At 59.3% G+C, this 23,319-nt stretch carries 20 protein-coding genes; 8 read left to right on the top strand and 12 right to left on the bottom strand.

Annotation, left to right across the window (positions count from 1 at the left end; all coding sequences use genetic code 11):
• Nucleotides 1–33: 33 nt before the first annotated feature.
• From PSH65_RS12000 to PSH65_RS12025, 6 genes are all read right to left on the bottom strand, one after another.
• The gene (locus tag PSH65_RS12000) at nucleotides 34–1,050 is read right to left on the bottom strand and encodes an SdiA-regulated domain-containing protein (protein WP_305426978.1); all 1,017 of its coding nucleotides are present in this window, start codon (nucleotides 1,048–1,050) and stop codon (nucleotides 34–36) included.
• Nucleotides 1,047–2,567 (bottom strand): glycosyltransferase family 39 protein, encoded by a 1,521-nt coding sequence (locus PSH65_RS12005; RefSeq protein WP_305426380.1) that lies wholly within the window; start codon nucleotides 2,565–2,567, stop codon nucleotides 1,047–1,049. The genes PSH65_RS12000 and PSH65_RS12005 overlap by 4 nt, the downstream gene beginning before the upstream one ends.
• Before the next feature lie 3 nt (nucleotides 2,568–2,570).
• Entirely contained in the window at nucleotides 2,571–2,849 is a 279-nt protein-coding gene (locus PSH65_RS12010; RefSeq protein ID WP_305426381.1) for a lipid-A-disaccharide synthase N-terminal domain-containing protein, read from the bottom strand.
• On the bottom strand, nucleotides 2,846–3,586 hold the full coding sequence (locus tag PSH65_RS12015; RefSeq protein ID WP_305426382.1) for a glycosyltransferase family 2 protein: 741 nt from the start codon (nucleotides 3,584–3,586) through the stop codon (nucleotides 2,846–2,848). The genes PSH65_RS12010 and PSH65_RS12015 overlap by 4 nt, the downstream gene beginning before the upstream one ends.
• Before the next feature lie 46 nt (nucleotides 3,587–3,632).
• On the bottom strand, nucleotides 3,633–4,610 hold the full coding sequence (locus tag PSH65_RS12020; RefSeq protein WP_305426383.1) for an NAD-dependent epimerase/dehydratase family protein: 978 nt from the start codon (nucleotides 4,608–4,610) through the stop codon (nucleotides 3,633–3,635).
• A 257-nt stretch (nucleotides 4,611–4,867) separates the two neighbouring features.
• Nucleotides 4,868–5,656, bottom strand: a complete 789-nt coding sequence (locus PSH65_RS12025) for an alpha/beta hydrolase (protein WP_305426384.1) — start codon at nucleotides 5,654–5,656, stop codon at nucleotides 4,868–4,870.
• Between the two features lie 356 nt (nucleotides 5,657–6,012).
• On the opposite strand from PSH65_RS12025, the gene PSH65_RS12035 reads away from it, so the two are divergent.
• Nucleotides 6,013–6,831, top strand: coding sequence for an aldo/keto reductase (locus tag PSH65_RS12035; protein WP_305426385.1), 819 nt, complete (start codon nucleotides 6,013–6,015; stop codon nucleotides 6,829–6,831).
• A gap of 59 nt (nucleotides 6,832–6,890) precedes the next feature.
• Here the strand turns inward: PSH65_RS12035 and PSH65_RS12040 are convergent, their stop codons facing one another.
• The 3 genes from PSH65_RS12040 to PSH65_RS12050 form a co-directional block, all read right to left on the bottom strand.
• Entirely contained in the window at nucleotides 6,891–8,711 is a 1,821-nt protein-coding gene (locus PSH65_RS12040; protein ID WP_305426386.1) for a DAHL domain-containing protein, read from the bottom strand.
• 171 nt (nucleotides 8,712–8,882) lie between these two features.
• Nucleotides 8,883–9,866, bottom strand: a complete 984-nt coding sequence (locus tag PSH65_RS12045; protein WP_305426387.1) for a zinc-dependent alcohol dehydrogenase family protein — start codon at nucleotides 9,864–9,866, stop codon at nucleotides 8,883–8,885.
• Nucleotides 9,867–9,899: 33 nt separating this feature from the next.
• Nucleotides 9,900–10,646, bottom strand: a complete 747-nt coding sequence (locus PSH65_RS12050) for a cyclic nucleotide-binding domain-containing protein (RefSeq protein WP_305426388.1) — start codon at nucleotides 10,644–10,646, stop codon at nucleotides 9,900–9,902.
• A gap of 217 nt (nucleotides 10,647–10,863) precedes the next feature.
• On the opposite strand from PSH65_RS12050, the gene PSH65_RS12055 reads away from it, so the two are divergent.
• Nucleotides 10,864–13,245, top strand: a complete 2,382-nt coding sequence (locus PSH65_RS12055) for a phosphoketolase (RefSeq protein ID WP_305426389.1) — start codon at nucleotides 10,864–10,866, stop codon at nucleotides 13,243–13,245.
• 16 nt (nucleotides 13,246–13,261) lie between these two features.
• Here PSH65_RS12055 and PSH65_RS12060 read toward each other — a convergent pair whose 3' ends face one another.
• The 3 genes from PSH65_RS12060 to groL form a co-directional block, all read right to left on the bottom strand.
• Nucleotides 13,262–13,687, bottom strand: coding sequence for a potassium channel family protein (locus PSH65_RS12060; RefSeq protein WP_019649457.1), 426 nt, complete (start codon nucleotides 13,685–13,687; stop codon nucleotides 13,262–13,264).
• Nucleotides 13,688–13,742: 55 nt separating this feature from the next.
• On the bottom strand, nucleotides 13,743–15,566 hold the full coding sequence (gene ftsH, locus PSH65_RS12065) for an ATP-dependent zinc metalloprotease FtsH (protein WP_305426390.1): 1,824 nt from the start codon (nucleotides 15,564–15,566) through the stop codon (nucleotides 13,743–13,745).
• Nucleotides 15,567–15,696: 130 nt separating this feature from the next.
• On the bottom strand, nucleotides 15,697–17,313 hold the full coding sequence (groL, locus tag PSH65_RS12070) for a chaperonin GroEL (RefSeq protein ID WP_305426391.1): 1,617 nt from the start codon (nucleotides 17,311–17,313) through the stop codon (nucleotides 15,697–15,699).
• A 322-nt stretch (nucleotides 17,314–17,635) separates the two neighbouring features.
• Here groL and PSH65_RS12075 point away from each other — a divergent pair, with 322 nt between their 5' ends.
• The 6 genes from PSH65_RS12075 to PSH65_RS12100 all read left to right on the top strand — a co-directional run bounded on the left by PSH65_RS12075 (nucleotide 17,636) and on the right by PSH65_RS12100 (nucleotide 23,280).
• The gene (locus tag PSH65_RS12075) at nucleotides 17,636–18,133 is read left to right on the top strand and encodes a BCAM0308 family protein (RefSeq protein WP_305426392.1); all 498 of its coding nucleotides are present in this window, start codon (nucleotides 17,636–17,638) and stop codon (nucleotides 18,131–18,133) included.
• A 90-nt stretch (nucleotides 18,134–18,223) separates the two neighbouring features.
• Entirely contained in the window at nucleotides 18,224–18,463 is a 240-nt protein-coding gene (locus PSH65_RS12080; protein ID WP_305426393.1) for a hypothetical protein, read from the top strand.
• Nucleotides 18,464–18,596: 133 nt separating this feature from the next.
• Nucleotides 18,597–19,481: a universal stress protein gene (locus PSH65_RS12085; RefSeq protein WP_305426394.1), complete on the top strand. Its 885-nt coding sequence runs from the start codon at nucleotides 18,597–18,599 to the stop codon at nucleotides 19,479–19,481.
• A 72-nt stretch (nucleotides 19,482–19,553) separates the two neighbouring features.
• On the top strand, nucleotides 19,554–21,317 hold the full coding sequence (gene acsA / locus PSH65_RS12090; RefSeq protein ID WP_305426395.1) for an acetate--CoA ligase: 1,764 nt from the start codon (nucleotides 19,554–19,556) through the stop codon (nucleotides 21,315–21,317).
• Nucleotides 21,314–22,297: a pyruvate dehydrogenase (acetyl-transferring) E1 component subunit alpha gene (pdhA, locus tag PSH65_RS12095; RefSeq protein WP_305426396.1), complete on the top strand. Its 984-nt coding sequence runs from the start codon at nucleotides 21,314–21,316 to the stop codon at nucleotides 22,295–22,297. The genes acsA and pdhA overlap by 4 nt, the downstream gene beginning before the upstream one ends.
• Complete coding sequence (locus PSH65_RS12100; protein WP_305426397.1) at nucleotides 22,294–23,280, top strand: alpha-ketoacid dehydrogenase subunit beta; 987 nt, start codon at nucleotides 22,294–22,296, stop codon at nucleotides 23,278–23,280. The genes pdhA and PSH65_RS12100 overlap by 4 nt, the downstream gene beginning before the upstream one ends.
• Nucleotides 23,281–23,319: the final 39 nt, after the last annotated feature.

Here is a 23,319-nt window from a genome sequence, read left to right on the forward strand (position 1 = left end):
TTCTTGGGGGCCTCTTCGCGAGCAAGCCCGCTCTCACCCCCAGTCTAATTCCTGCGCAAGACACAAGCGGGCTTGCTCGCGAAGAGGCCGGCCCATCCAACACAAAACCCATTCACGCTTCGGCTGACTCTCTGCCACAGCCGTCTTCGATTTAGTGAACCGATAAAACAGATTGGGCTCACTCACAACGTAAAGCTCGCCGTCGGCGTCCATGGTCATGCCTTCGGCTTGCGGTATGGTTTTTTCGAGATCATCCGTCAGGTGGAGCAGGGAACGGATGCTGACGAAGTTACCGTCCTGGTCGAGTTCGGTCAGGTTGGAAGACTGCTCGCTCAGTACCAGCAAGTGACCGGTCCTTGAATCGTAGTAGCCCTCGGAAAGATCCATGCCGAAGACGCTGCGGTCGATCCAGCTCGTCAAGTCCTTGATGCGCACCTGCAACGAGCCGTCAATGGAAGCCAGCATGCCGGTGACCGAATACAGTTGGCGCGGATCACGTTCCTTGATCGCAAAAATGCGATCATTGGCCGCATCATAGGCCACGCCTTCAAAGCCCTTGTTGTGTTCGCTCAGGTTGATTTCGATGGCGACAAACTGGGCATTTTCCACCTGAATGGGGCCGGCGCTGGCCGGCAAGGTGAGGACATACAGTCGCTGCAACACTTCATCGGCGATCACCACTCGCCCATTACCCAAGTAAGCAATACCTTCGGTGTCCTGGAACCCGATCAGCGGATAACGTTCAAGCAGATCGCCGTTACGACTCAGCGCGACAATCTCCATGGAAGAACTATTGGTGATCCCCAGCAGACGATCCCGGTCCGGGTCATAGGTGATGCCGGACAAATCGGTGACGCTCGCAACAGGCTTGGCCTGGATCACGGCTTTATAATCCGGCAGCCAGATATTTTTGTCGGGCGCCTGATTGCCATGCCAGCGGTTTTGCCAGTGCGCATACAGCTGCCGGTGGACCATGAAATGTGCGGAAACCGCATAGGCGCCGAGCAGTACAACAATGAAAAATATTCCTGTTTTCCATCTCTTGCTCATGACTTTTCTTTGTCCCAGCTGAAGCGATAGACCTTGGGCGGCTGTCCGGGATGGCAACGACCGTTGTCGGCATCGGCACCTACAATCGACCACCGCGCACGAGACGTTTCGCCCAGCGCATGGGCAGCTTCAGGATTGAAACACTGGCTTAACACTGCGCCTGGGACCAAGGCGTACGCCTCACGGTGGTCGCGCAGCCACTGCGCTGCCTGTTCGACCGAGGAGTTTCTGACGCCGAAATGCACGATCGGCTGTCGGGCATATAACCAGTGGCCCTCGCGCCAGTTAACCAACACCAGGTCGGCGCCGTGGGTCATGGTCGCTGCCTGCGTCATGATCGCTTCGTGGGGATTGCGACCGTCCTTGATCGGCTCGATGAAGCCGCGGGCAAACCACAGGACAAACCAGGTCACCACCAGCGCCTGGAATACTCGCCGACCACGCGGGCGTTTGCCGAACCAGCGCTTGAGCAGCCATGGCATCAGCGGCGCTGCCGCCAGCACCAGCCCTGGCAGCGCCGGATAGATGTACAACTTGCGTTTGCCGCTGCTCAAGCAGAAGAACAGCACCACCAACACAACCCAGCCCAGCAGTACCAGCACTCGACCGTCGTGTTTGCGCAGTTGCCGGCGCCAGGCTGGCACCAGCCACGGCAGGGCCAGCACCAATGGCAACCAGTATTGCGGGATGACGTTGACGAAGAAATACCAGAACGGTTCGCGGTGGTCCCACGCGGCGGCATAGCGTGCGGCTGTCTGGCGCAGCAGGATTTCTCGCGCATAGGCGATTTCATCCGCAGTGCCATTGAGCACAATGGAAAGCGCCAGGGGCAGCAGCCAGATTGCGATGGCGCCGAGGGCGACCAAGAAGCCCAGGAACCACTTGCGCGCCTCGCCCGGCATGGCTACCACGCCGGGCCAGTTTTTGCGCACCGCATAGGCATATGGAATCAGCATCAGGACCGGAACGAAGCCGACCCCTTTGGTGATCACGCCAATGCCCATGGCGGCGCAGCCCACATAGAACCAGCGCCACGCCGGCCCAAGCAGCAGATGTCGCGCCAACCCGTACAAGCCCAGCGATGTGAACAGAATCAAAAAGCTGTCGATCTGCCCGGTACGCAAGATGCTGTAAGTCTGATACGTGGCCAGGTACAAGAGCGCCGCCGTCCGACCGATGCGCTGATTCCATAGCCTGCGGCCCAGATCGTAGACCATGGCCGTGACCGTCGCGGCCGACAAAAGCCCCGGAATGTAAAGGGCGAGGGCGGGCAGGCCGGTGAGCCACGCGAAGAACGCCACCGTCCACATAAAGATCGGCGGCTTATCGCCGTATATTTCCGCGGCGCGGTGAGGGATGAGCCACGCGCCGTTGTGCAGCATTTCCAGGGCCACGCCGAGGAAGCGTTCCTCGTCCACATTCTGCGGTTGACGCAGCCCTAGCCCGGCGCCGATCAACAGTAGGGCAAGCAGCATCAGACCCAGGCATTCGATCCCGGGCGACAGGCTTTTGCGCATGGCTCAGTCCTTTAAATGTCTGCTGCGGGCAATCAACTGCAAGTTGCGCAAATAGACGATGGAGCCAAACGCCTGACCGACAATGAAGACCGGGTCTTGCCGGTAAATGGCGTAAGCGAACAGCAGGGTGCTGCCGACGATGCTCAGGTACCAGAAGCTCACCGGGATCACGCTGCGTTTCTTGTATTCGCTGTACAGCCATTGCAAGACGAAGCGACCGGTAAAGGCGATCTGGCCACTGAAGCCGATCATCAGCCACAGGGTTTCGCGGGAGAGGTTCATCCTTCGATCTCCTGTGCATTGGTGTTCAACCGCGTACGCTTGATCAGCCACCAAACGCCGAACAGGTCGAGAATGCCCACCAGGGCGCGGTCGATGTTGCCGTATTTGGACACCCCGGCCGTGCGGGGGCGGTGATTGACCGGATGGACGATCATGCGGCCGTTGTGACGCTGGATCAGCGCAGGAATGAACCGATGCATATGGTCGAAGTACGGCAAGCGCAGAAACGCCGCACGCTCGATCAGTTTCAGTCCGCAGCCGGTGTCCGGCGTGGCGTCCTTGAGCAGGCGGCTGCGCAGACCATTGGCAAAACGCGAGGCCCAGCGCTTGCTCGCGGTATCGCGGCGGTTGACCCGGTGCCCGGCCACCAACTGAACGTCGACCAGACCCTGTTCACCGCGCACCAGCGCCAACATCCCGGGGATGTCCGCGGGATCGTTTTGACCGTCGCCATCGAGTGTCGCCAGCCATTGCCCTTGAGCCGCGAGCGCCGCATGGTAGAGCGAAGTGCTTTGCCCCAGCGAACGCTCATGACGCAGGATGCGCAATGCGCTCAGGCCGTTGTTTTTGATCTGCCGCAGTTCATGCAAGGTGGAATCGGTACTGCCATCGTCCACGACAATGATTTCGTAAGCCTCACCGGCTAACGCGGTGTGGATTTCCTCAAGTAAAGGTTTGAGGTTGTTCGCTTCGTTTTTTGCTGGAATCAATACAGATACAAAAATGTCTTGGCTCATAGAGTCCCCCTTGCTCCTCGGTTTTTTATTATCAAGGGCTTACGTTTCATATCTGATAGAAATGGCGATACCACTTCACAAATTCCGCCACGCCTGTTTCAACCGTTACCTGAGGGCGGAAGTCGACCCATTCGGCCAGTGCCGAAACATCGGCCCAGGTCTTGACCACATCGCCCGCCTGTAGCGGCAGAAAGTTGCGCCGGGCCTTGATGCCCAATGCCGTTTCCAGGCAGTCGACGAATTCCAGCAGCGGTACCGGTTGGCCACGGCCTATGTTGAAGATGCGGTTTACGCCATCCTCTGGCCCGTTCGGCACCGGTGGTTTTGAGCGCAGGCGAGCGATGCTTTCGACGATGTCGTCGATGTAAGTGAAGTCGCGCGACATCTGGCCATGGTTATAGATGTCGATCGGCAAGCCTTTGATGATCGCCTCGGTAAACTTGAACAACGCCATGTCGGGGCGACCCCAAGGACCGAAAACGGTGAAAAAGCGCAGGCCGCTGGCCTTCAGGCCATAGAGGTGGCAGTAGCTGTGCGCCAACAATTCATTGGCTCGTTTAGTGGCGGCATACAGCGAAATGGGATGATCGACGCTGTCTTCGACGCTGAACGGCATTTTGCTGTTGGAGCCATACACCGAGCTGCTCGAGGCGTAGATCAAATGCGCGGGGCGATGGTGCCGACAGGCTTCCAGCACATTCAGAAAACCCACCAGATTCGACTGCGCATAGACATCCGGGGTGTCCAGTGAATAGCGAACGCCCGGCTGGGCCGCCAAGTGCACAACCTCGGTGAAAGCATGGTCTTGGAACAACGCCATCAAGGCCGGTTTGTCGACGATGTCCAGGGTCTGGAAACGAAAGCCCGGCAAGGATTCCAATACCTTGAGCCGTGCGTGCTTGAGTTCCACGCTGTAGTAGTCGTTGAGATTGTCGATACCGACCACTTCAAGGCCTTCCCGACACAAACGCTTGACGGTGTGATACCCGATGAAACCGGCGGCGCCCGTGACCAGAACCGTCATGAGGCTCGCGCCTGTACGCGACTAATCCCTGCCCTGCGCAAAGGCCTTTGCATGACAATCACCCCTGAGTGCTGATCAGCGTATGTGTTTGGGTCGATACCACCGTTGGCTCCATGCCTCTTGATCCATTGCCCTGCCAAAAGTCTGCGCGGCGTTCATCATGAGCAGTAGCGCCCGCAGCCACGCATAACGTGCCTGCGGAGTTGTAAAAAAAACGTTAAGCAATCATGTCGTTTTTGTGACCGTGCTACCGGCCCTCACAACGTGGAACCCAGCAGCTTGAGGTACTGCGGGCTCTCGGATATCGAATTGTGGCCCGTGCCCGGTATCACCTGCATAGAGGCCACGCCCTTGGCGAAATTCGTGTAGAGCTTTTCCGTGCTTGAGCGCGGTATGACTTCGTCGTGCTCGGCGACGACAAACAGTGTTGGTACGGTGATGTGAGCGGCGTATTTCCAGGATTCAAATTTGTCCTGAAGCAGCCACTTCACCGGGAACCAGCGGAACTGGCGGGCGGCGAGGTCTTCAAGGCTGTTGTAGGGCGTGATCAGGATCAGCCGCGACGCCGGGCGTTGGCTGGCCAGGCGCACGGCAACGCCCGAACCCAGGCTGCGCCCGACCACGGCGATGGAAGGATGGGTGTTGTAGACCATGTCGAACAAGGTCATGGCATCTTGCTGAATCGCCTCCTCGGACGGCGACCCGGAGCTGCCACCGTAGCCTCGGTAATGCAGCAAGTAGATCGCATGATCGGCAAAGGCCTGCGAAAACCCGGGCAGGCTGCGGGAAACGTCCTCGGCATTGCCACCAAAGTAGATCAACGCCTTCGGGCCGTCGTGCGGCCTGACGGTCACCAGCACTTGTGCATCGGCGACTTGCAGCGTCAGCAGCGTTTCGGGTGCGTCGATAGCGCGTGGTTGCGGGTAGTAGATCAGGGTGCGTTGAAATACGAACAGCGCGGCGCAGAGCACCAGGTACGCAATTGCAATGAAAGCGAAGAGAGACACCAGGGTTCGCAACATTCGGCTAAGTTTAGTGGACGACATTGACTGCTTTGGGCCTTGAGACAGCTATTGCTTGAGTGCCGTCAGAGTGTAGTTCAGCAATTTCAGCTGTACAGGAGAGGTGCCCAATGCCAGTCAGTTAAGCGCAACCCCTGTGGGAGCGAGCCTGCTCGCGAATGCGGTGTGTCAGGCAGCACTAATGTCGACTGACACTTCCTCTTCGCGAGCAGGCTCGCTCCCACAGGTTCCGCCCCTTCACTGACTGGCATTGGTCTTTGCCTATGATTGTTTTCAGCCGCAGAAAAATACTCACGTTGGCTGCCGGTGTTTCGGCGGTCTTCACCTTCGATCCGGCCTTTGCTACATCGGTGCCATCGACGGAAACAGGAGGCAAGAACATGCTGACCCGAGCCATTCCTTCCAGCAACGAGCCGTTACCCATGGTCGGGTTGGGCACCTATCGCGGCTTTGATGTCGCGCCTTCCGACGATGCCTACAAGCAGTTACCCGCTGTGCTCAGAGCGTTGTTCGAGAAGGGCGGGACGGTAATCGACAGCTCGCCCATGTACGGTCGCGCCGAGCAGACGACCGGCGAATTGCTGTCGATTCATCGGCCTCGTTCGCCTGCGTTTCTGGCCACCAAAGTCTGGACCCAGGGTCGCGAAGAAGGCATCGCGCAGATGGAGCAGTCGTTCAAGCTGTTGCAGACCGACCGCATCGATCTGATGCAGATTCACAACCTGCTGGACTGGAAAACCCACCTGCCCACCCTGCGCCAATGGAAGGCGGAAGGGCGCATCCGCTACATCGGCATCACCCATTACACGGCGTCGGCCTACGACGAAGTGGAAGCCGTGTTGAAAGCCGAGCCGCTGGACTTTTTGCAGATCAACTATGCCCTGGACGACCGCGGCGTCGAGAAACGAATCCTGCCCCTGTGTCGCGAACGTGGCGTAGCGGTGATCTGCAATCGGCCTTTCGGCGGCGGTGGCTTGCTTGCTCGATTGAAAGGCAAACCGCTGCCGGGATGGGCCGCGCAAGTGGGGGTCAATAGCTGGGCGCAACTGGCGCTCAAGTTCCTGCTGGCTCATCCGGCGGTGACTTGCGTCATCCCCGGCACCAGCAACCCGCGCTACATGGCGGAAAATGCCGGTGCCGGTTTCGGCCCGATGCTCACGGATGCGCAGCGTCAACAGCTGATGGCTCTGATGGGTTAGTCGTGTTGGCGGGGCGACTAATGATAGTGAGTAAAGCCACAATCCCTGTGGGAGCGGGCTTAACTGACTGACATTCCAGCGGTCGGCAATGCGTCGGCTGTCTCCAGCGGTATCTCCAGGGTGAAAACCGCCCCGTGACCCGGTCCATCGCTATGGACGCGAAGATGCCCGTTCATCTCTACCGCCGCGAGCGCGCAACTGTGCAGGCCAAAACCATGACCTTCCTTGCGGGTGGTGAAGCCGTGATTAAAGATGCGGGTCAAGTTCTCGGCAGCGATTCCTTCGCCCTGATCCTCTACGCTGAGGCGCAGCGTTGCGTTATCGATAATCTTGACGCCCAGCGTCATATGACGCTGACGGTCGCTGACCTTGGACATTGCATATTTGGCATTGCTGATCAGGTTGATCAGGATTAACAGCAGTCGGTGTTTGTCGCCAATGATCGTCGGCGTGTCCTGGTAGTCCTTGGTGACGACGACATGGTGCCGACTCAACGCGCCGGAATTCATGCGTAACGCATCCTCGAACAGATCAACGATGTTCAACGGCTCGACCAATCTGGCGGCGCCGGCATAGGCCTGTTGCGTGGACACGATGTCCTTGATGTGATCGATGCTTTTGGTGAGTTGCGACAGTTCGTCAACGATGCTCGATTGCTCGGCCGCGATGGAGTCGACCAATTGATTGAGGTAAAGGGGTAGCAATTTTCCTTTTTCGTCGAGCGTGATGAACTGCCCCAGGTCTTCGGCATGCTCGTTCATCATGTTCACCGCTTTACCCAAGCCAAGGGTTTTGCTGGCCGCCAATTTGCGGGTGATCAAGTCTGCCGAGACGTTAACGCTGTTCAGCACATTGCCGACGTTGTGCAACACATTGGTCGCGATCTCCGCCATGCCGGCCATCCGCGCGGCTTCGACCAGTTCGCGCTCGGCTTCCAGCAGTTCGTGGGTGCGTTCTTCTACGCGTTGTTCCAGCCGTTCGTTTGCCGTTTGCAACTCATTGTTCATCTTGTTGATCAGGGCATAACTGCGTATCAGGCGGGCGGCCAGATACAACAGCAGCAGCGCCATAATGCCGGCGCATATTCCCAGGTAAAGATGATATTGGCGGTCTGTCGCGCCTGTGCGCCGTTGTTTCTCGTTCAATAATTCGTTGATGCCGTCCAACTGCCGTCCGACCGGAATCACACTGATGCGCTCAACCAGGTCATTGACGATGGGCTGCTCTCGCACAATGGCATTCACAGCGTCTAGAAAGGCAGTAAAAGGCGGGCGCCGTTCAGGCGGTAGTTGACTGATGTATTCATTCAGGTATTTCAGGTGCCCGGAGATTTCCTCAGCCCTTTCGGTGGTGACATAGAGGGAGTATTCAAGGGTGTCCAAGGTAAGATCGAACACCACTGAGGCCGCCCGAGCGTCCACCAACGGGCGTTTGTCATTGGTGTCTTCCAGCAACACCCGAATCGCATCTTCCAGCGCAGGCAGAGCCTCGAATGCTGTTCGCAAGGCCATGTTGTGTTGTTTGAATTGCTCAACCAGCCGGGTTTTGTTTTCTACCGCCTCCAGATACCCCTGGCGTCGGGTGTGCCAAAGGGTCGACAGCGGGCCGACCGCGTTGAGGCTATCGAGTTGCGCCCAGCGCTCTTCCGCTTCAGGAGGTGCCACCAGCAGCAGGTTGTTGTTCATGCCGATTTTGGCCCGCAGGAGCTTCACGCTCCAGTTGGCATCGTACTGCTTGAGTTGACGCACGAAGTCGCGCGACTCGAAGTAGGCCGATGTGTCGTACGAGTAGGATTTGATCAGCAAAAATATCAGTACGCTGAAGAGGGTCAGTGCAATGGCGGCTAAGGCAGACCATTTGTAATGATTAGAAATCTGCATGGCGGCATTCCTCCCTGATACAGGTTGTCCTGAGAGAGAGAGGCTGCCAATGGTCAATTAATTCCATTTTTTGCGCTCCCTGCAAAATGACGAGTCATCGCCACGTCATCCGTAAGCCTAGCGTTGTTGGCGAACGGTGCCGGAAACAACACCGCACGGCTGGGTCGAGCGTCAGGGGACGAGCACGATCGCCCCCTTGACCTGACCGGCCCTCAGGCTTGCCAGCGCCTGATTGGCATCGTCCAGGGCAAAACAAGTGACGTCGCTGTGCACGGGCGTATGGTGCAGCTCTGCAAAAAACGCGGTGCCGTCTTCGCGGGTCAGGTTCGCCACCGAGCGGACGCTGCGTTCGCCCCACAGCAGTCGATAGGGGAAGCCGGGGATGTCGCTCATGTGGATGCCCGCGCAAATCACACAGCCGCCCTTGACGGTGGCTTCCAGCGCCAACGGCACTAGCGCACCGACGGGGGCGAAAATCAGGCTGGCGTCGAGCGGGTGCGGCGGTGGCTGATCCGAAGGGCCTGCCCACACGGCTCCCAGAGTCCGGGCATAGGCCTGGCCCTCGCTGTCGCCCAGTCGAGTGAAGGCGTACACCTGTTGCCCTCGGCCCCGCGCCACCTGAATCGCCAGATGCGCTGCCGCGCCGAAGCCATAGAGGCCCAGGTGACGCGCGCCTTTGGCCATTTGCAAGGCGCGAAAACCGATCAGCCCGGCACACAGCAGTGGTGCGGCTTCGGTGGCCGAGAGCGCGTCCGGGAGGGGGAAACAGAAGCGCGCGTCGGCAACTGTGTAGTCGGCATAACCGCCATCCAGATGACAGCCGGTGAACTGTGCCCGGTCGCAGAGGTTTTCCCGGCCCGAGCAGCAGAACGTGCACTCACCGCAGGTCCAACCGAGCCAGGGAACCCCGACGCGCTTGCCAACCCAGTCGGACGCGACGTCGGCACCTGCCGCGCTCACTTCACCGACGATTTCATGGCCCGGCACCCGCGGAAGCACTGCTTGCGGCAATTCACCGTCCACCAAATGCAGGTCGGTGCGGCACACGCCGCAGGCCAACACCTTGATCAACAGTTGCTGCGCGCCAGGCCGCGGCACGGGGCGTTCTTCCCGTTGCAGCGGCTGGCCGGGGGCATGCAGAACCATGGCGCGCATGACTAATCTCCAAAACCGATGCACCGCAAGGCGTCAGAGGGGCGGCTCCCGGTGGCAGCCGGCGACCAGTTGCTTGAGTCCGTCCAGATTCAGTACTTTGACGTTGCGCCCGGAAATCTCGACCAGTTCCGAGTCCCGCAGATGAGCGATGCCCCGACAGATGGTTTCCAGGCGCAGACCCAGATAGGAGCCGATCTCTTCGCGACGCATCTTCAGTACAAAGTTTCGGGACGAGTACCCCCGAATGCTCAACCGTTGCGACAGGTTCAGCAGGAAGGCCGCCAAGCGTTCATCGGAGTTCATGTTGCCCATCATCATCAGCAGGTTGTGCTCACGCACGATTTCCCGGCTCAAGATCTTGTTCATGTTGTGTTGCAACGAGGGCAGCTCCAGAGCGAGCTTCTCCAGTTGGGCGAAGTTGAAGGGGCAAACTTCGCTGTCCTCCAGGGCAAAGGCACTGCAGGTGTGCCGATCGTCGCTGATGGCGTCCAGGCCGAGCATCTCGCCGGGTATCTGAAACCCGGTGACCTGTTCACGACCGTCGACCGACAGCATGCTGGTCTTGAATGAACCGATCCGTACCGCATAGAGCGAGCGCAATGGATCCCCGGCCCGGTACAGGGCGGCGCCTTTTTTAACCTTTACACGCTGAATGATCAGGGTATCCAGCCGTTCGACTTCGTGGCTGGTCAGGCCAATCGGCAGACACAACTCCAGAACGCTGCAATTGGCACACGCGGCTTTCAGATAATGATGTTGATACGGCCGGGTTTCAGGCATCGCAAAAATTCCCCCTGACAGGAGCTTAGAGCATAGTTCGGATCGCCATTTCAATCAGGTGTTTAACCAGGCTCAATAGACGAGCGGGAAAAGGCGTGTCCCCGTTCATCCGGGGGCGGACCGCGCAAGGCTTGATGTAAATCAAGTCTTGTGCGGTGCAGACACCCAGAATCGACGCATGTCTTGCGGTTTACCCCAGGCCCTGGTGGAGGACGTCATGAGCGATTTTCTGAGTGCCGAGCAACTGGAAGGGCTGGATGCCTACTGGCGGGCGTCCAATTACCTGGCGGTCGGGCAGATCTACCTCAAGGACAACCCGCTGATGAAGGCGCCGCTGACGCTGGCGCATGTAAAGCCACGGTTACTGGGACACTGGGGCACGACGCCAGGGTTGAACCTGATCTATACGCACCTCAATCGCCTGATCACAACCCACGACCTGAACATGATCTTCATCGCCGGCCCCGGGCATGGCGGGCCGGCCGTCGTGGCGCAGACCTACCTGGAAGGCACGTACACCGAGTTCAACCCGTCGGTGGGGCGCAATACCAATGGCCTGGCCCGACTGTTTCGGCAGTTCTCCTGGCCTTATGGCATTTCCAGCCATGTGTCGGCACAGATTCCGGGGTCGATCCATGAAGGCGGCGAGCTGGGCTACAGCCTGGCCCATGCCTATGGCGCCGCGTTCGACAACCCGGACCTGATCGTGGCGTGTGTGATTGGCGACGGCGAGGCGGAAACCGGGACGCTGGCGGCCAGCTGGCATTCCAACAAATTCCTCAACCCGGCACGTGACGGGGCTGTGCTGCCGATTCTGCATTTGAACGGGTACAAAATCGCCAACCCGACGGTGCTCTCCAGCATCAGCGAGGAGGAGTTGTCGGCGTTGATGTACGGCTATGGCTACGATCCGTATTTCGTCGAAGGCGATGACCCGACAGAGGTTCATCAAACCCTGGCCAGAACGCTGGACACCATCGTGCAGGATATTCACGACATTCAGCGGGGCGCGCGTCAACGATCGTCGGCCCGGGCAGTGGAGCGACCCCTGTGGCCAATGCTGATCTTGCGCACGCCCAAGGGCTGGACGGGGCCGACATTCGTCGATGGCCAGCGGGTCGAAGGCACCTGGCGGGCGCATCAAGTGCCCTTGGCCGACTTCCAGCAGCCGCAGCATTTGCGGCAACTGGAGGAATGGCTCAGCAGCTACCGCCCCGACGAATTGTTTGATGCCAATGGCACCCTGTTACCCGAGATCGCGGCGTTGGCGCCCACCGGCCATCGGCGAATGAGCGCCAACCCCCACGCCAACGGCGGGCTGCTGTTGCGCGCACTGGATTTGCCACGGTTCACCCAGTATGCGGTGAACGTCGAGGCGCCCGGTGGCCTGCGGGCAGAGGCCACGCGGGTGCTGGGCCGGTTTTTGCGCGACGTGATGAAATGCAATCTGACGTCGAGCAATTTTCGCCTGTTCGGCCCGGACGAAACCGCCTCAAACAGGCTGGATGCGGTGTATGAAGTCAGTGCCAAGGTGTGGATGGAGCCGCTGGGGCCTGATGATGTCAATCTGTCGACCGATGGCCGGGTCATGGAGATCCTGAGCGAACAGGTGTGCGAAGGCTGGCTCGAAGGTTATTTGCTGACCGGCCGCCATGGTGTGTTTTCCTGTTATGAGGCGTTCATCCACATCGTCGATTCGATGTTCAACCAGCACGCCAAATTGCTGAAAACCGCCGCCGACGTGCCATGGCGCAAACCCGTGGCCTCGCTCAACTATGTGCTGACCTCCCATGTCTGGCGCCAGGACCATAACGGCTTCTCCCACCAGGACCCGGGGTTCATCGATCTGGTGGCGAACAAAACGGCGGACGTGGTTCGGATCTACCTGCCCCCCGATGCCAATTGCCTGCTGTCAGTGGCCGATCACTGCCTCAGGAGCCGCAACTACATCAACGTGATCGTGGCCGGCAAGCAACCGGAGTGGCAGTGGCTGGACATCGATGCCGCCATTCGTCATTGCCAGGCCGGTATCGGACGCTGGGACTGGGCCTGCCGGGATGACAGCGATCCGGACGTGGTGATGGCCTGTGCCGGCGACGTCCCGACCCTGGAAACCCTGGCTGCGGTCACTTTGCTGCGCGACTACGTGCCGGATCTGCGGGTGCGGGTGGTCAATGTCGTCGACCTGATGGTGCTGCAGCCGTCGTACCACCATCCCCACGGTTTGCCCGACAGCGCTTTCGATGAGTTGTTTACCGTCGACCGGCCGGTGATCTTTGCCTTCCACGGCTACCCCGCGCTGATTCACCGGCTGCTGTACAAGCGCACCAATCATGAAAACTTCCATGTTCGCGGCTTCAAGGACGAGGGGGCGACCACCACACCGTTCGACATGGCAGTGCTCAATAACCTGGATCGGTATCAGTTGGCCCTGGATGTCATTGAGCGCGTGCCCCGGCTGCACGATCAACTCCAGACTGCCCGGGCGCGCTACTGGGCGACGATGGAGAAACACAAGCTTTACCTCATCGAACACGGGCAGGACATGCCCGAAGTGATGCAGTGGCAATGGACGCCTGCGCCGGGCAATCAGGGCTGATGGGCGGCGCCGGGCGTTACTTGCTCTTCCAGTACTTCTGCATCTCCAGAAACAGAAATGAGGCGGTCCAGGAAATCAGCACCAGCCCCGTCAGTGCCTCCAGTCCGGTCAGGTACTTGAGGTTACCCATGGGTGAAATGTCGCCGAAACCGATGGTGGTGAACGTGGTGAAGGAAAAGTACACGCAGTCCATGAACGAGCCATCGAAATTGCCGCTCAGGCTGCCCCATTCACCGGAGCGGATCAGCAGGTAATAGACCAGCGCGAAACACCAGACTTCTACCGCGTGAGCCACCATCGCGCCGAATACCCCGACGACGATCCGAAAGCGGCTCCAGAGTTTGAGCCTGGGCAGCCAATCGTTCAGGCGCAGCAGGCATTCGTAGTGGATCACTACCGTGATGACCACCACCAACGTGTTGATTAGCGTGACTGCAAACATGATGGGCCTTCAGCGATGGGGGCAGGGAGCCGTATCCGGGCGATTGATCGGTGCGTCACGGTGCTGGTAATGCCGGGGTGGGCTTGAACGGCATCAGCGGCGGGAACTCCTCGGGCGTGAGGGTTTCCTTTTCCAGCAACAGGCGGGCACCTTCGTCCAGGTCGGCCCGACGACTCTGGAGCAGCGCCTTGGCCCGTTGGTAGGCTTCATCCAGCAGGGCGCGAATACCCAGGTCGATTTCCCGAGCGGTCTGTTCCGAGTAATCCTTTTCGCCCATCGTGGCCATGCGATCTCCCAGGTACGTTGGGGTTTGCTTCTCCAGCACCGACTGGCCGAGTTCGGGGCTCATGCCGAAGCGGGTGATCAGTTGCCGGGCGATATCGGTCGCACGGCCCAGATCGTCGGCGGCCCCGGTGGAGATTTGGCCGTAGACAAGGTCCTCGGCGGCGCGTCCGGCCATCAGTACGACAATCCGGTCCTTGAGCGTCTGGCAACTGATCAGAAAGTGATCCTCGGTCGGTCGCTGCAAGGTATAGCCCAGCGAACCGATGGCCCGGGGCACGATCGAGACTTTATGCACCGGGTCCATGGCCGGCAGGCTGCTGGCGGCCAGGGCATGTCCCATCTCGTGATAGGCCACCACCCGGCGTTCATCGGGATCGAGCAGGTTGCTCTTGCGTTCGAGCCCCGCGATCAGGCGTTCTACGGCGGCCGTGAAGTCATTCAGGTTGACGGCATCGGCGCCACGGCGGGTGGCGACGATGGCTGCTTCGTTCACCAGGTTGGCCAGGTCGGCGCCGGTGAAACCGGTGGTGATTTCGGCGATACGTGCGCCATCGAGCCCGGGTTCCACGGTGATTTTCTTGAGGTGAACCTTGAGGATCGCTTCCCGGCCTCTGCGATCGGGGCGGTCGATCAGAATCTGCCGGTCGAAGCGCCCGGCGCGCAATAGCGCCGGATCAAGGACCTCCGGCCGGTTGGTCGCGGCCAGCAACACCACGCCCTCACGGGGGTCGAAACCGTCCAGCTCGGCCAGTAACTGGTTGAGGGTCTGTTCTTTTTCGTCATTGCCGCCTAACACGCCGACGCCACGCATCTTGCCCAGCGCGTCGAGTTCATCGATGAAAATGATGCAGGGTGATGCCTGGCGTGCCTGTTCGAACAGGTCGCGGACCCGGGCCGCACCGACCCCGACGAACATCTCGACAAATTCGGACCCCGAAATCGAGAAAAACGGCACTCCGGCTTCACCGGCGATGGCTTTGGCCACCAGGGTCTTGCCGGTGCCTGGCGGGCCGACCAGCAAGGTGCCCTTGGGAATGTGCGCGCCCAGGCGTGCATATCGAGCTTTGTCCTTGAGGAACGAAACGATTTCCACCAGCTCGGCCTTGGCTTCGTCGATGCCCGCGACATCGGCGAAGGTCACTCCGGTATCGCGTTCGACAAACACTTTGGCCCGGGATTTGCCGACATTCATCAGCCCGCCTAGGCCCTTGTCCGCCATCCCGCGAAACAGGAAATGCCAGAACACCATGATCAGCATGAACGGCAACAACCAGCCCAACAGGCCGCTCATAAAGGTATTTTGGTTGGTGCCAGTAAAACCGACCCCCGATTGGGAGAGTTCGGTCGCCAGCCCCGGATCGACCCGCACCGTGGAGAACCGTTCGCGTCCGTCGATGGGCTCCACCAATTTGCCGCTGATCCGGTCCTTGTCGATCTGCAAATCACTGACTTTTTGCTCGTTCAACAATTGCATGAACTGGCTGTAGGGGAGGGGCTGCACGGCCTGGCGCTCGACAAAGAAAACCTGCATGAGGCCCATGACGATAAACGCGATCGCCAAGTAAGACAGGTTCCACTGGTCGTTCTTTTTCATGGCCTAGGCTCAGAGTGGGAACGCGTATCGGTAAGCCAACGGCCAACCCGTTTAATAAAGATAGCCTGCTTCAGCTTCTCCCTCGCGCAGGGCGCTGGATGATGTACACAGATCACCTCACTGATGTCGGTCATTCAGGAAACGGTGGCTGGGCAGGTGATTCCTTTTCCGGAATATCCGTCATGGTCGCCTCGGTGAGCAGCAAGATACTGGCGACCGACACGGCATTTTCCAGGGCAATGCGCACCACCTTGGTCGGGTCGATGATGCCGGCTTCGTACATGTCCACATAACTATTGGCCGCTGCATCGAAGCCCACGTTGCCCGGTTCGGCGAGCATGCGGGCAATGACCACGCCGGCATCCACCGCCGAGTTTTCAGCGATGAACCGGGCCGGTGCTTCCAAAGCCCGACGCAGAATCTGCAGGCCGGTTTTGACATCGCCCTCATGGCTGGCTTCCTCGGCGGCGATCATCGGCACAGCCTTGAGCAGCGCCAGGCCGCCGCCTGGAACAATGCCTTCGGCGATCGCCGCCCGGGTCGCGGAAATCGCATCGTCGAGTGCATCCTTGCGCGCTTTCATTTCAGCTTCGGAAGGTGCGCCGACGCGAATCACCGCCACCCCGCCAGACAGCCTGGCCAGGCGTTCTTGAAGCTTTTCGCGGTCGTAATCGCTGGTGGTGTTGTCCATTTGCACGCGGATCTGTTGCAGGCGCGCCTCGATAGCCTCGCGTGTACCTGCGCCGCCAATCAGCGCGGTGCTGTCTTTTTGCACCACGACTCGATGAGCCCGCCCCAATTGGCTCAACTCCACCTGTTCGAGGTTGATGCCCAGCTCACTGGAGATCACGGTTGCGCCGGTCAGAACGGCAATGTCCTGAAGCATTTCCTTGCGTCGATCACCGAAGCCCGGCGCCTTGATCGCCACCGCGCGCAATACCCCCCGAATCTGGTTGACCACCAACGTGGTCAACGCTTCACCCTCGATGTCGTCGGCGATCAGGACCAGTGGCTGGCCGCTTTTGGCAATCAGTTCCAGCAATGGCAGCAGGTCTTTGAGCACGCCGATCTTATGGTCACAGAGCAGCAGGTAGGCATCGTCGAGTTCGGCCTGCATCTTCTCGGTATCGGTCACGAAGTAAGGCGAGACATATCCACGGTCCAGGCGCATCCCTTCCATGACCTCGACCACTGTTTCGGTGGTCTTGGACTCTTCGACACTGACCACACCTTCAATGCCGACCTTTTCCAGAGCGTCGGCCACCAGTTGACCGATGACCGCGTCGTTATGGGCCGAAAGCGTGGCCACCTGGGCCTTTTCCTTGGGCGTGCTGACCGGGCGCGATTGCGCCAGCAGCGATTGCATGACCAGAGAAAATCCCAGGTCCATGCCGCGTTTGAGGTCGATCGCACTGGCACCGGCGACGACATTGCGGATGCCGTCGGCCAGCATTGCATGGGCCAAAACCGTTGAAGTGCTGGTGCCGTCCCCGACGGCCTCACCGGTGCGTTCCGCTGCCTGACGCAGCATTTGCGCACCCAGATTCTCCTCGGGGTCCAGCAGGTCGATGCGTTTGGCTATTGTCACGCCATCGTTGCAGACCGTCGGATTGCCCCATTTATTCTGGATCAACACCGATTTCGATTTCGGTCCCAGGGTCACCCGGACAGCATCCGCCAATTGTGTGGCTCCGCTAAGGATTTTCTCGCGAGCGCCAGCACGAAACAGGATTTTAGTGTGAGCCATCAGGTTGTTCTCCTGAAGAGTTCTGCATCGTTTCAGCTTCTATGAAATGGCACGTGCAGCGTTGATTTTTATCAACAAAGCCACACTATCGCCGCGCCCCATTCGGATACCGGCAGGCATGCGGGCGCAGTACGTACCGTTCGGATGATCGACCGTCGGTTGTTGGCCCCAATTGACAAAAATCAACCTGCGCCGCAGCAAACCGAGCCCAAATGAAATCTTCAAATCCACCGTGTTTTCAGCGGGCCTGACTGGAAGGGGGGCGATTTGAAAACACGGTTTCGCGTGGGATTTTTAGCTAACTCGTTTGCGAGGAAAGACCATGGACAAGTTTCAGCAGAGTCAGAAAAACCAGCTGTTCAAAACACCGGCCCATGATCCTTATTGCTTGCCGAAAATCGAAGGCTCTGCCGTCTGCCCGCAGTGTGGGGCCGCTTACCAGGCAGGTAACTGGACCTGGAAAATTCCTGAAAATACGGTGGTTCATGATGCGCAAACAGTGACCTGCCCAGCCTGTCAGCGCACCAATGACAACAAGCCGGCGGGTACGCTCACGCTATCGGGCAGCTTCTTGCCCGCGCATCGAAACGAAATCATCAACCTGATCGAGAACACCGAGAAAAACGAAAAAGCGGAGCATGCGCTGGAGCGCATCATCAGCCTGACCGATTCCGAGGGTGCACTGGTTGTAACCACCACTGGCATCCATCTCGCGAACCGCCTGGGCCATGCACTGAAAGCGGCTTTCAAAGGGCACGCCGATTATCAGTACAGCGATGACGAATTCGGGGTAAGCATCGACTGGATGCGTGACGAGTAGAACCGGGCGAGGGTGTACTCGACGCTGCAAATGTGAAGAAACGACAGGAGGTCAGGATCGATTACAGGTACTTCCGGGAGGAGTACGACCATGATCGTCAATGATTCAACGACTCAATCTGCCGCCTGTTCTGAATCAATCAATCGTTGTGCGGCACTCTTTGCTGAAGCCGACCGGCTGAGCAAGCAAGCCTATGCGTTGTTGAACGAGCCTGTTTCGACTCAGACGATACAGCGATTTTCTGCAGCGAAAAAACTGGCGGATGACAAATACCGTCAAGCCCGAAAGGAATGGTTGAAAACCATCAACAAGAGCGGCGGCGGTATTTGATTTATATCAACGCCAAAGCGATTCCAACGGAGGAGTCTGGGTTGACGCTGGTGCCTGATCCAGCGGGGGCGCAACGACCGCGCCCTCGCAACAGGCCATGTCGCGTTAAAGCCCACCTGCCTGGAGTCAGATCATGAGCCAGTATCAACGGTTGTTATTGATCATCAACCCGGCCCTGCGCCACTCTCCTGCAATACAACATGCGGCGGCCCTGGCCAAGGCCAGCGGGGCACGCTTGCATATCGCTGCCTTGATAAAGTCGTTGGATATTCTGTCGCTGCTTGAAGAGGGCGTGCGGGAAACGGCGCGGGAGACCTACCTGCAAGACCATCGCGACTGGTTGGCGTATCAGGCAAAAAATATCCGTGGTCGGGGGATCGAAGTGACGGCGGAGGTGGCCTGGGCCGATGACCTGCAGCAGGACATTCTGGATCACGTCACGGAAATGCAGCCCGACCTGTTGATCAAGGAGGTTCAGCATGAATCGGCGCTCAAGCGCGCGTTCTTCACCCCGCTGGATTGGCACTTGCTGCGCCACTGTCCGGTGCCGGTCTATCTGATAGGCGGCAGTGGTCACACCTTGCCGCACAAGATCGTGGCCGCGGTTGACGCGTCGGGTACCGACTCCGATAGCGAGCTGAATGACCGGATCATCCAGCAGGCCAATGGCCTGGCGCTGCAGTGCAATGCCGAGTTGCACCTGCTGTACGCCTGCGACACGACAGACTATCTGGGCGATATGGGCGGCGACGGTCTGACACTGTCGGACCTGACCAAGCAGTTGCGTAGGGAACTGGAAAAATCGTTCCTGGCGCTGGCCGGTCGGTACGGTGTGGCCTCTGACCGTCGGCATTTCATTCTGGGGCACCCGGTCTCGGCGCTGAGTGAGTTTGCCGACGAACATCAGGTGGACGTGATCGTGATGGGCAGAGTCCAGTCCCATGGCCTGAACAAACTGGTGGGCAGCACGACCGAACATATTCTGTATCAGGTGCCTTGCAGCGTCCTGGCGGTCTAGGGACGGCCCCGTTCACGGTTGATCACACCCTTGGGTGACGGGGTGTGATGAACAGCCGTTGAGGTGAAGCCCATGCATTTGCCGATGATCAAAAAGAAACTCACCAATTTGCCGACAAAGCCCAATTGGCTGGACAGCGAGCAAGCCCGCGCAGCCTTTTCATGGCAGGTGGAGGCGCTCGAATTGGCCGGGTTGCCGGGGGGCGGCATGAACCTCGCCTATGAGGCGGTGGATCGGCATGCGATGGGAGGGGCGCATGAACACACGGCGTTGCGCATTCTCGATCGCCATGGCGGGCACCGCGACATCAATTATGGGCAACTGAGCACGCTGACCAACCGATTTGCCAATGTGCTGAAAACATTGGGCGTAGCCCCCGGTGAACGCCTGTTTGTGCTCTGTGGCCAAGGGCTGGAACTGTATCTGGGCGTGCTCGGTGGCTTGAAGCACGGTTGCGTGGTTTCGCCGTTATTCTGCGCGTTCGGCCCTGAGCCCATCGAAACCCGGATGCGTCTTGGTGAAGGCAGCGTGTTGCTGACCAGCGAAACCCTTTATCGACGCAAGATTGCGGCTATTCGTGAGCATTTGCCGGCACTCAAGCATGTGCTGCTGTATGACGCCGAGGGTGGGGATACGAACGCTGTGGAAGGCACCCTCAGCGTGCACCCATTGCTGGCCAAAGCCGCTGACGATTTCGACATCGCCCGGACAACGGTCGACAGCCCCGCACTTTTACACTTCACCAGCGGCACGACCGGCACCCCCAAAGGTGTATTGCATGTACATGGCGCGGCACTGACGCACCGGGTCACCGCTAAATACGCCCTGGATTTACACCCTGAGGATATTTACTGGTGCAGCGCCGATCCGGGCTGGGTCACGGGGACTTCATACGGGATCTTCGCGCCGCTGCTGCTGGGCGTCACCAGCGTGGTCGAGGGCAACGAATTCGATGCCGAACGTTGGTACCGGATTCTCGAAGAGCAGCAGGTGACGGTCTGGTACACGGCACCAACGGCCATCCGCCTCCTGATGAAGGCCGGAGATGCGTTGGCGCGCAGCCATCGCTTCCCCAGTCTGCGCTTTATTGCCAGCGTCGGAGAGCCGCTCAATCCTGAGGCGGTCTGGTGGGGCAAAGAGGTGTTGGGGCTGCCGATCCATGACAATTGGTGGCAGACCGAAACGGGCGGAATCATGATTGCCAACACGGTCTCGATGGCGATTAAACCAGGCTCCATGGGCAAACCCTTGCCCGGTGTCGAGGCGGCCATTGTCGAGCGCAAGGCGGACGGTTCGCTGGTGTTTCTTGAGGAAAATGAAGTCGGTGAACTGGCTCTGAAACGGCCATGGCCCGCCATGTTCCGTACTTATCTGGGGCAAGAGGCGCGTTATCGACAGAGCTTTGTCGGTGAGTGGTACCTCAGTGGTGATCTGGTGCGGCGCGATGCCGATGGTTATTACTGGTTCGTTAGCCGTGGCGACGATGTCATCAAGTCGGCCGGGCACTTGATCGGCCCGTTCGAAGTTGAAAGCTCGCTCATGGAACATCCGGCGGTGGCCGAGGCAGCGGTGATTGGCAAACCCGACCCGCTGCTGGGTGAAACCGTGAAGGCCTTTATTTCGCTCAAGAGCGGTTTCACCGCCAGCCAGACCCTGCACGATGAGTTGCTGGGCCATGGACGCAAGCGCCTCGGTGCCGTGGTTGCGCCAAAGGAACTGGAGTTTGTGCAGGCACTTCCGCACACCCGTAGCGGAAAACTCATGCGACGTCTGCTCAAGGCCCGGGAGCTGGGTTTGCCTGAAGGTGATACTTCCAGCCTGGAGAACCCATCATGACTCTCCAATCGTTGCCCCGGGATATTGCGCTCGACTTGCTACGGGACATGGTGCGCATCCGCCGCCTTGAGGAGCGCGCCGGCGAGTTGTACGGGGAGGGCAAGATCCGTGGTTTCCTGCACTTGTACATCGGTGAAGAAGCGGTCGCCGTCGGCGTTTTGCATGCACTGGCAGCCGATGATGCGGTGGTCGCGACTTATCGCGAACATGGCCATGCCCTGATCAAGGGGGTGCCCATGAAGACGATCATGGCCGAGATGTACGGACGCCAGGAAGGCTGCTCGCGAGGGCGCGGCGGTTCAATGCACTTGTTTGATGCCGGCACACGCTTTTTTGGTGGCAATGCCATCGTGGCCGGTGGTTTGCCACTCACGGTCGGCCTGGCGCTGGCCGAACGTATGCAGGGTGGATCGCGTCTCTCTACATGCTTTTTTGGTGAAGGCGCGATGGCGGAGGGCGCCTTTCATGAGTCCATCAACCTGGCCGCCTTGTGGCAGGTGCCGATGCTGTTTTGCTGCGAGAACAATTTGTATGCCATGGGCACGGCCCTGGAGCGTTCGCAGTCGCAAACCGATTTGTGTACCAAAGCCTCGGCGTACAAGGTTGATGCCCGATCCGTCGATGGCATGGACGTGATCGCGGTATACGAGGCCGCTTGTGAGGCGGTTAAACATATCCGGGAGGGGCATGGGCCTTTTTTTCTGGAGTTTCGCACCTATCGATTTCGTGCCCACTCGATGTTCGACCCGCAGCTGTATCGTGACAAGGCTGAGGTGGAGCAATGGAAGGCGCGCGGACCGATTCATACCTACAGTGCACGGCTCAAGGCACAAGGCCTTTTGGACGAGCCCGGTTTTCTGGCGATCCTGGCCGAGGTAGACGCTGAAGTGGAGGCCGCCGTCGCTTATGCCGAAAGTGGGAGCCTGGAGCCGATTGAGGATTTGTCTCGCGATGTTTACACCCCAAGGTTGGTGTCATGAGCACTCGCATGACGTATCGCGAAGCGTTGCGCGAGGCCCTGCGCGATGCGCTACAGCGTGACCCTCGGGTATTTCTGATGGGCGAAGATGTCGGCCGTTACGGTGGCAGCTATGCCGTTTCCCTGGGGTTGCTTGAAGCGTTCGGCCCCGAGCGCATTCGAGACGCGCCGCTGTCCGAGTTAGGCTTCGTGGGGGCTGGTATCGGCGCGGCCTTGGGTGGCATGCGCCCGATTGTAGAAATCATGACCGTGAATTTCAGTCTGCTCGCCCTCGATCCTCTGATGAATACGGCTGCAGCCCTGAGGCACATGTCCGGTGGACAGTTCTCCGTTCCCCTGGTCGTGCGCATGGCGACAGGCGCCGGACGTCAGCTTGCCGCGCAACACTCCCACAGTCTGGAAGGCTGGTACGCGCATATTCCCGGGCTGAAAATTCTGGCTCCGGCGACCCTTGAAGACGCACGCGGCATGCTCTGGCCTGCGCTGCTGGATCCAGACCCGGTGCTGATTTTCGAACATGCCCAGCTCTACAACATGGAGGGCGATACAGGTAACTGGGAGACGCTGGACATCAGTACCGCCAATGTCCGCCGTGTCGGTAAGGACCTGACCCTGATTACGTACGGCGGCACACTCGGCAAGGCCCTGACAGCGGCTGAGCAACTGGCCGGGGAGGGCATTGATTGCGAAGTGATCGACCTGCGGGTTCTGCACCCTCTGGATGACCAGACAATCATGACCTCGGTGTGTAAAACACGCCGCGCCCTTGTCGTCGATGAAGGGTGGCGCAGCGGCAGTCTGGCCGCCGAGATCATCACGCGGATTATCGAACAGAGCTTTTTCGAGCTGGATGCTCCGCCGTCACGCGTGTGCAGCGCCGAGGTGCCGATACCTTACCCGCGGCATCTCGAAGAGGCTGCGTTGCCACAGGTGTCGACGATCGTCGCGGCCGCGCATGAGCTGTGCCAGGGGACGTCAGCGTGATGGCATCCACGTGTCGAACCCAAGGCCGGGAGGGTCAAC

This window comes from Pseudomonas sp. FP603 (assembly GCF_030687415.1).
GTDB classification, from domain to species: Bacteria; Pseudomonadota; Gammaproteobacteria; order Pseudomonadales; family Pseudomonadaceae; genus Aquipseudomonas; species Aquipseudomonas wuhanensis.

What these genes read in the sequence shown, in the direction of transcription:
- PSH65_RS12015 (WP_305426382.1), bottom strand. Translation starts at nt 3,586, where the DNA reads ATGAGCCAAGACATTTTTGTATCTGTATTGATTCCAGCAAAAAACGAA.
- pdhA (WP_305426396.1), top strand. Translation starts at nt 21,314, where the DNA reads ATGACTCTCCAATCGTTGCCCCGGGATATTGCGCTCGACTTGCTACGG.
- PSH65_RS12100 (WP_305426397.1), top strand. Translation starts at nt 22,294, where the DNA reads ATGAGCACTCGCATGACGTATCGCGAAGCGTTGCGCGAGGCCCTGCGC.
- PSH65_RS12055 (WP_305426389.1), top strand. Translation starts at nt 10,864, where the DNA reads ATGAGCGATTTTCTGAGTGCCGAGCAACTGGAAGGGCTGGATGCCTAC.
- PSH65_RS12075 (WP_305426392.1), top strand. Translation starts at nt 17,636, where the DNA reads ATGGACAAGTTTCAGCAGAGTCAGAAAAACCAGCTGTTCAAAACACCG.
- ftsH (WP_305426390.1), bottom strand. Translation starts at nt 15,566, where the DNA reads ATGAAAAAGAACGACCAGTGGAACCTGTCTTACTTGGCGATCGCGTTT.
- PSH65_RS12020 (WP_305426383.1), bottom strand. Translation starts at nt 4,610, where the DNA reads ATGACGGTTCTGGTCACGGGCGCCGCCGGTTTCATCGGGTATCACACC.
- PSH65_RS12085 (WP_305426394.1), top strand. Translation starts at nt 18,597, where the DNA reads ATGAGCCAGTATCAACGGTTGTTATTGATCATCAACCCGGCCCTGCGC.
- PSH65_RS12050 (WP_305426388.1), bottom strand. Translation starts at nt 10,646, where the DNA reads ATGCCTGAAACCCGGCCGTATCAACATCATTATCTGAAAGCCGCGTGT.
- PSH65_RS12035 (WP_305426385.1), top strand. Translation starts at nt 6,013, where the DNA reads ATGCTGACCCGAGCCATTCCTTCCAGCAACGAGCCGTTACCCATGGTC.
- PSH65_RS12045 (WP_305426387.1), bottom strand. Translation starts at nt 9,866, where the DNA reads ATGCGCGCCATGGTTCTGCATGCCCCCGGCCAGCCGCTGCAACGGGAA.
- acsA (WP_305426395.1), top strand. Translation starts at nt 19,554, where the DNA reads ATGCATTTGCCGATGATCAAAAAGAAACTCACCAATTTGCCGACAAAG.
- groL (WP_305426391.1), bottom strand. Translation starts at nt 17,313, where the DNA reads ATGGCTCACACTAAAATCCTGTTTCGTGCTGGCGCTCGCGAGAAAATC.
- PSH65_RS12060 (WP_019649457.1), bottom strand. Translation starts at nt 13,687, where the DNA reads ATGTTTGCAGTCACGCTAATCAACACGTTGGTGGTGGTCATCACGGTA.
- PSH65_RS12010 (WP_305426381.1), bottom strand. Translation starts at nt 2,849, where the DNA reads ATGAACCTCTCCCGCGAAACCCTGTGGCTGATGATCGGCTTCAGTGGC.
- PSH65_RS12040 (WP_305426386.1), bottom strand. Translation starts at nt 8,711, where the DNA reads ATGCAGATTTCTAATCATTACAAATGGTCTGCCTTAGCCGCCATTGCA.
- PSH65_RS12025 (WP_305426384.1), bottom strand. Translation starts at nt 5,656, where the DNA reads ATGTCGTCCACTAAACTTAGCCGAATGTTGCGAACCCTGGTGTCTCTC.
- PSH65_RS12005 (WP_305426380.1), bottom strand. Translation starts at nt 2,567, where the DNA reads ATGCGCAAAAGCCTGTCGCCCGGGATCGAATGCCTGGGTCTGATGCTG.
- PSH65_RS12000 (WP_305426978.1), bottom strand. Translation starts at nt 1,050, where the DNA reads ATGAGCAAGAGATGGAAAACAGGAATATTTTTCATTGTTGTACTGCTC.
- PSH65_RS12080 (WP_305426393.1), top strand. Translation starts at nt 18,224, where the DNA reads ATGATCGTCAATGATTCAACGACTCAATCTGCCGCCTGTTCTGAATCA.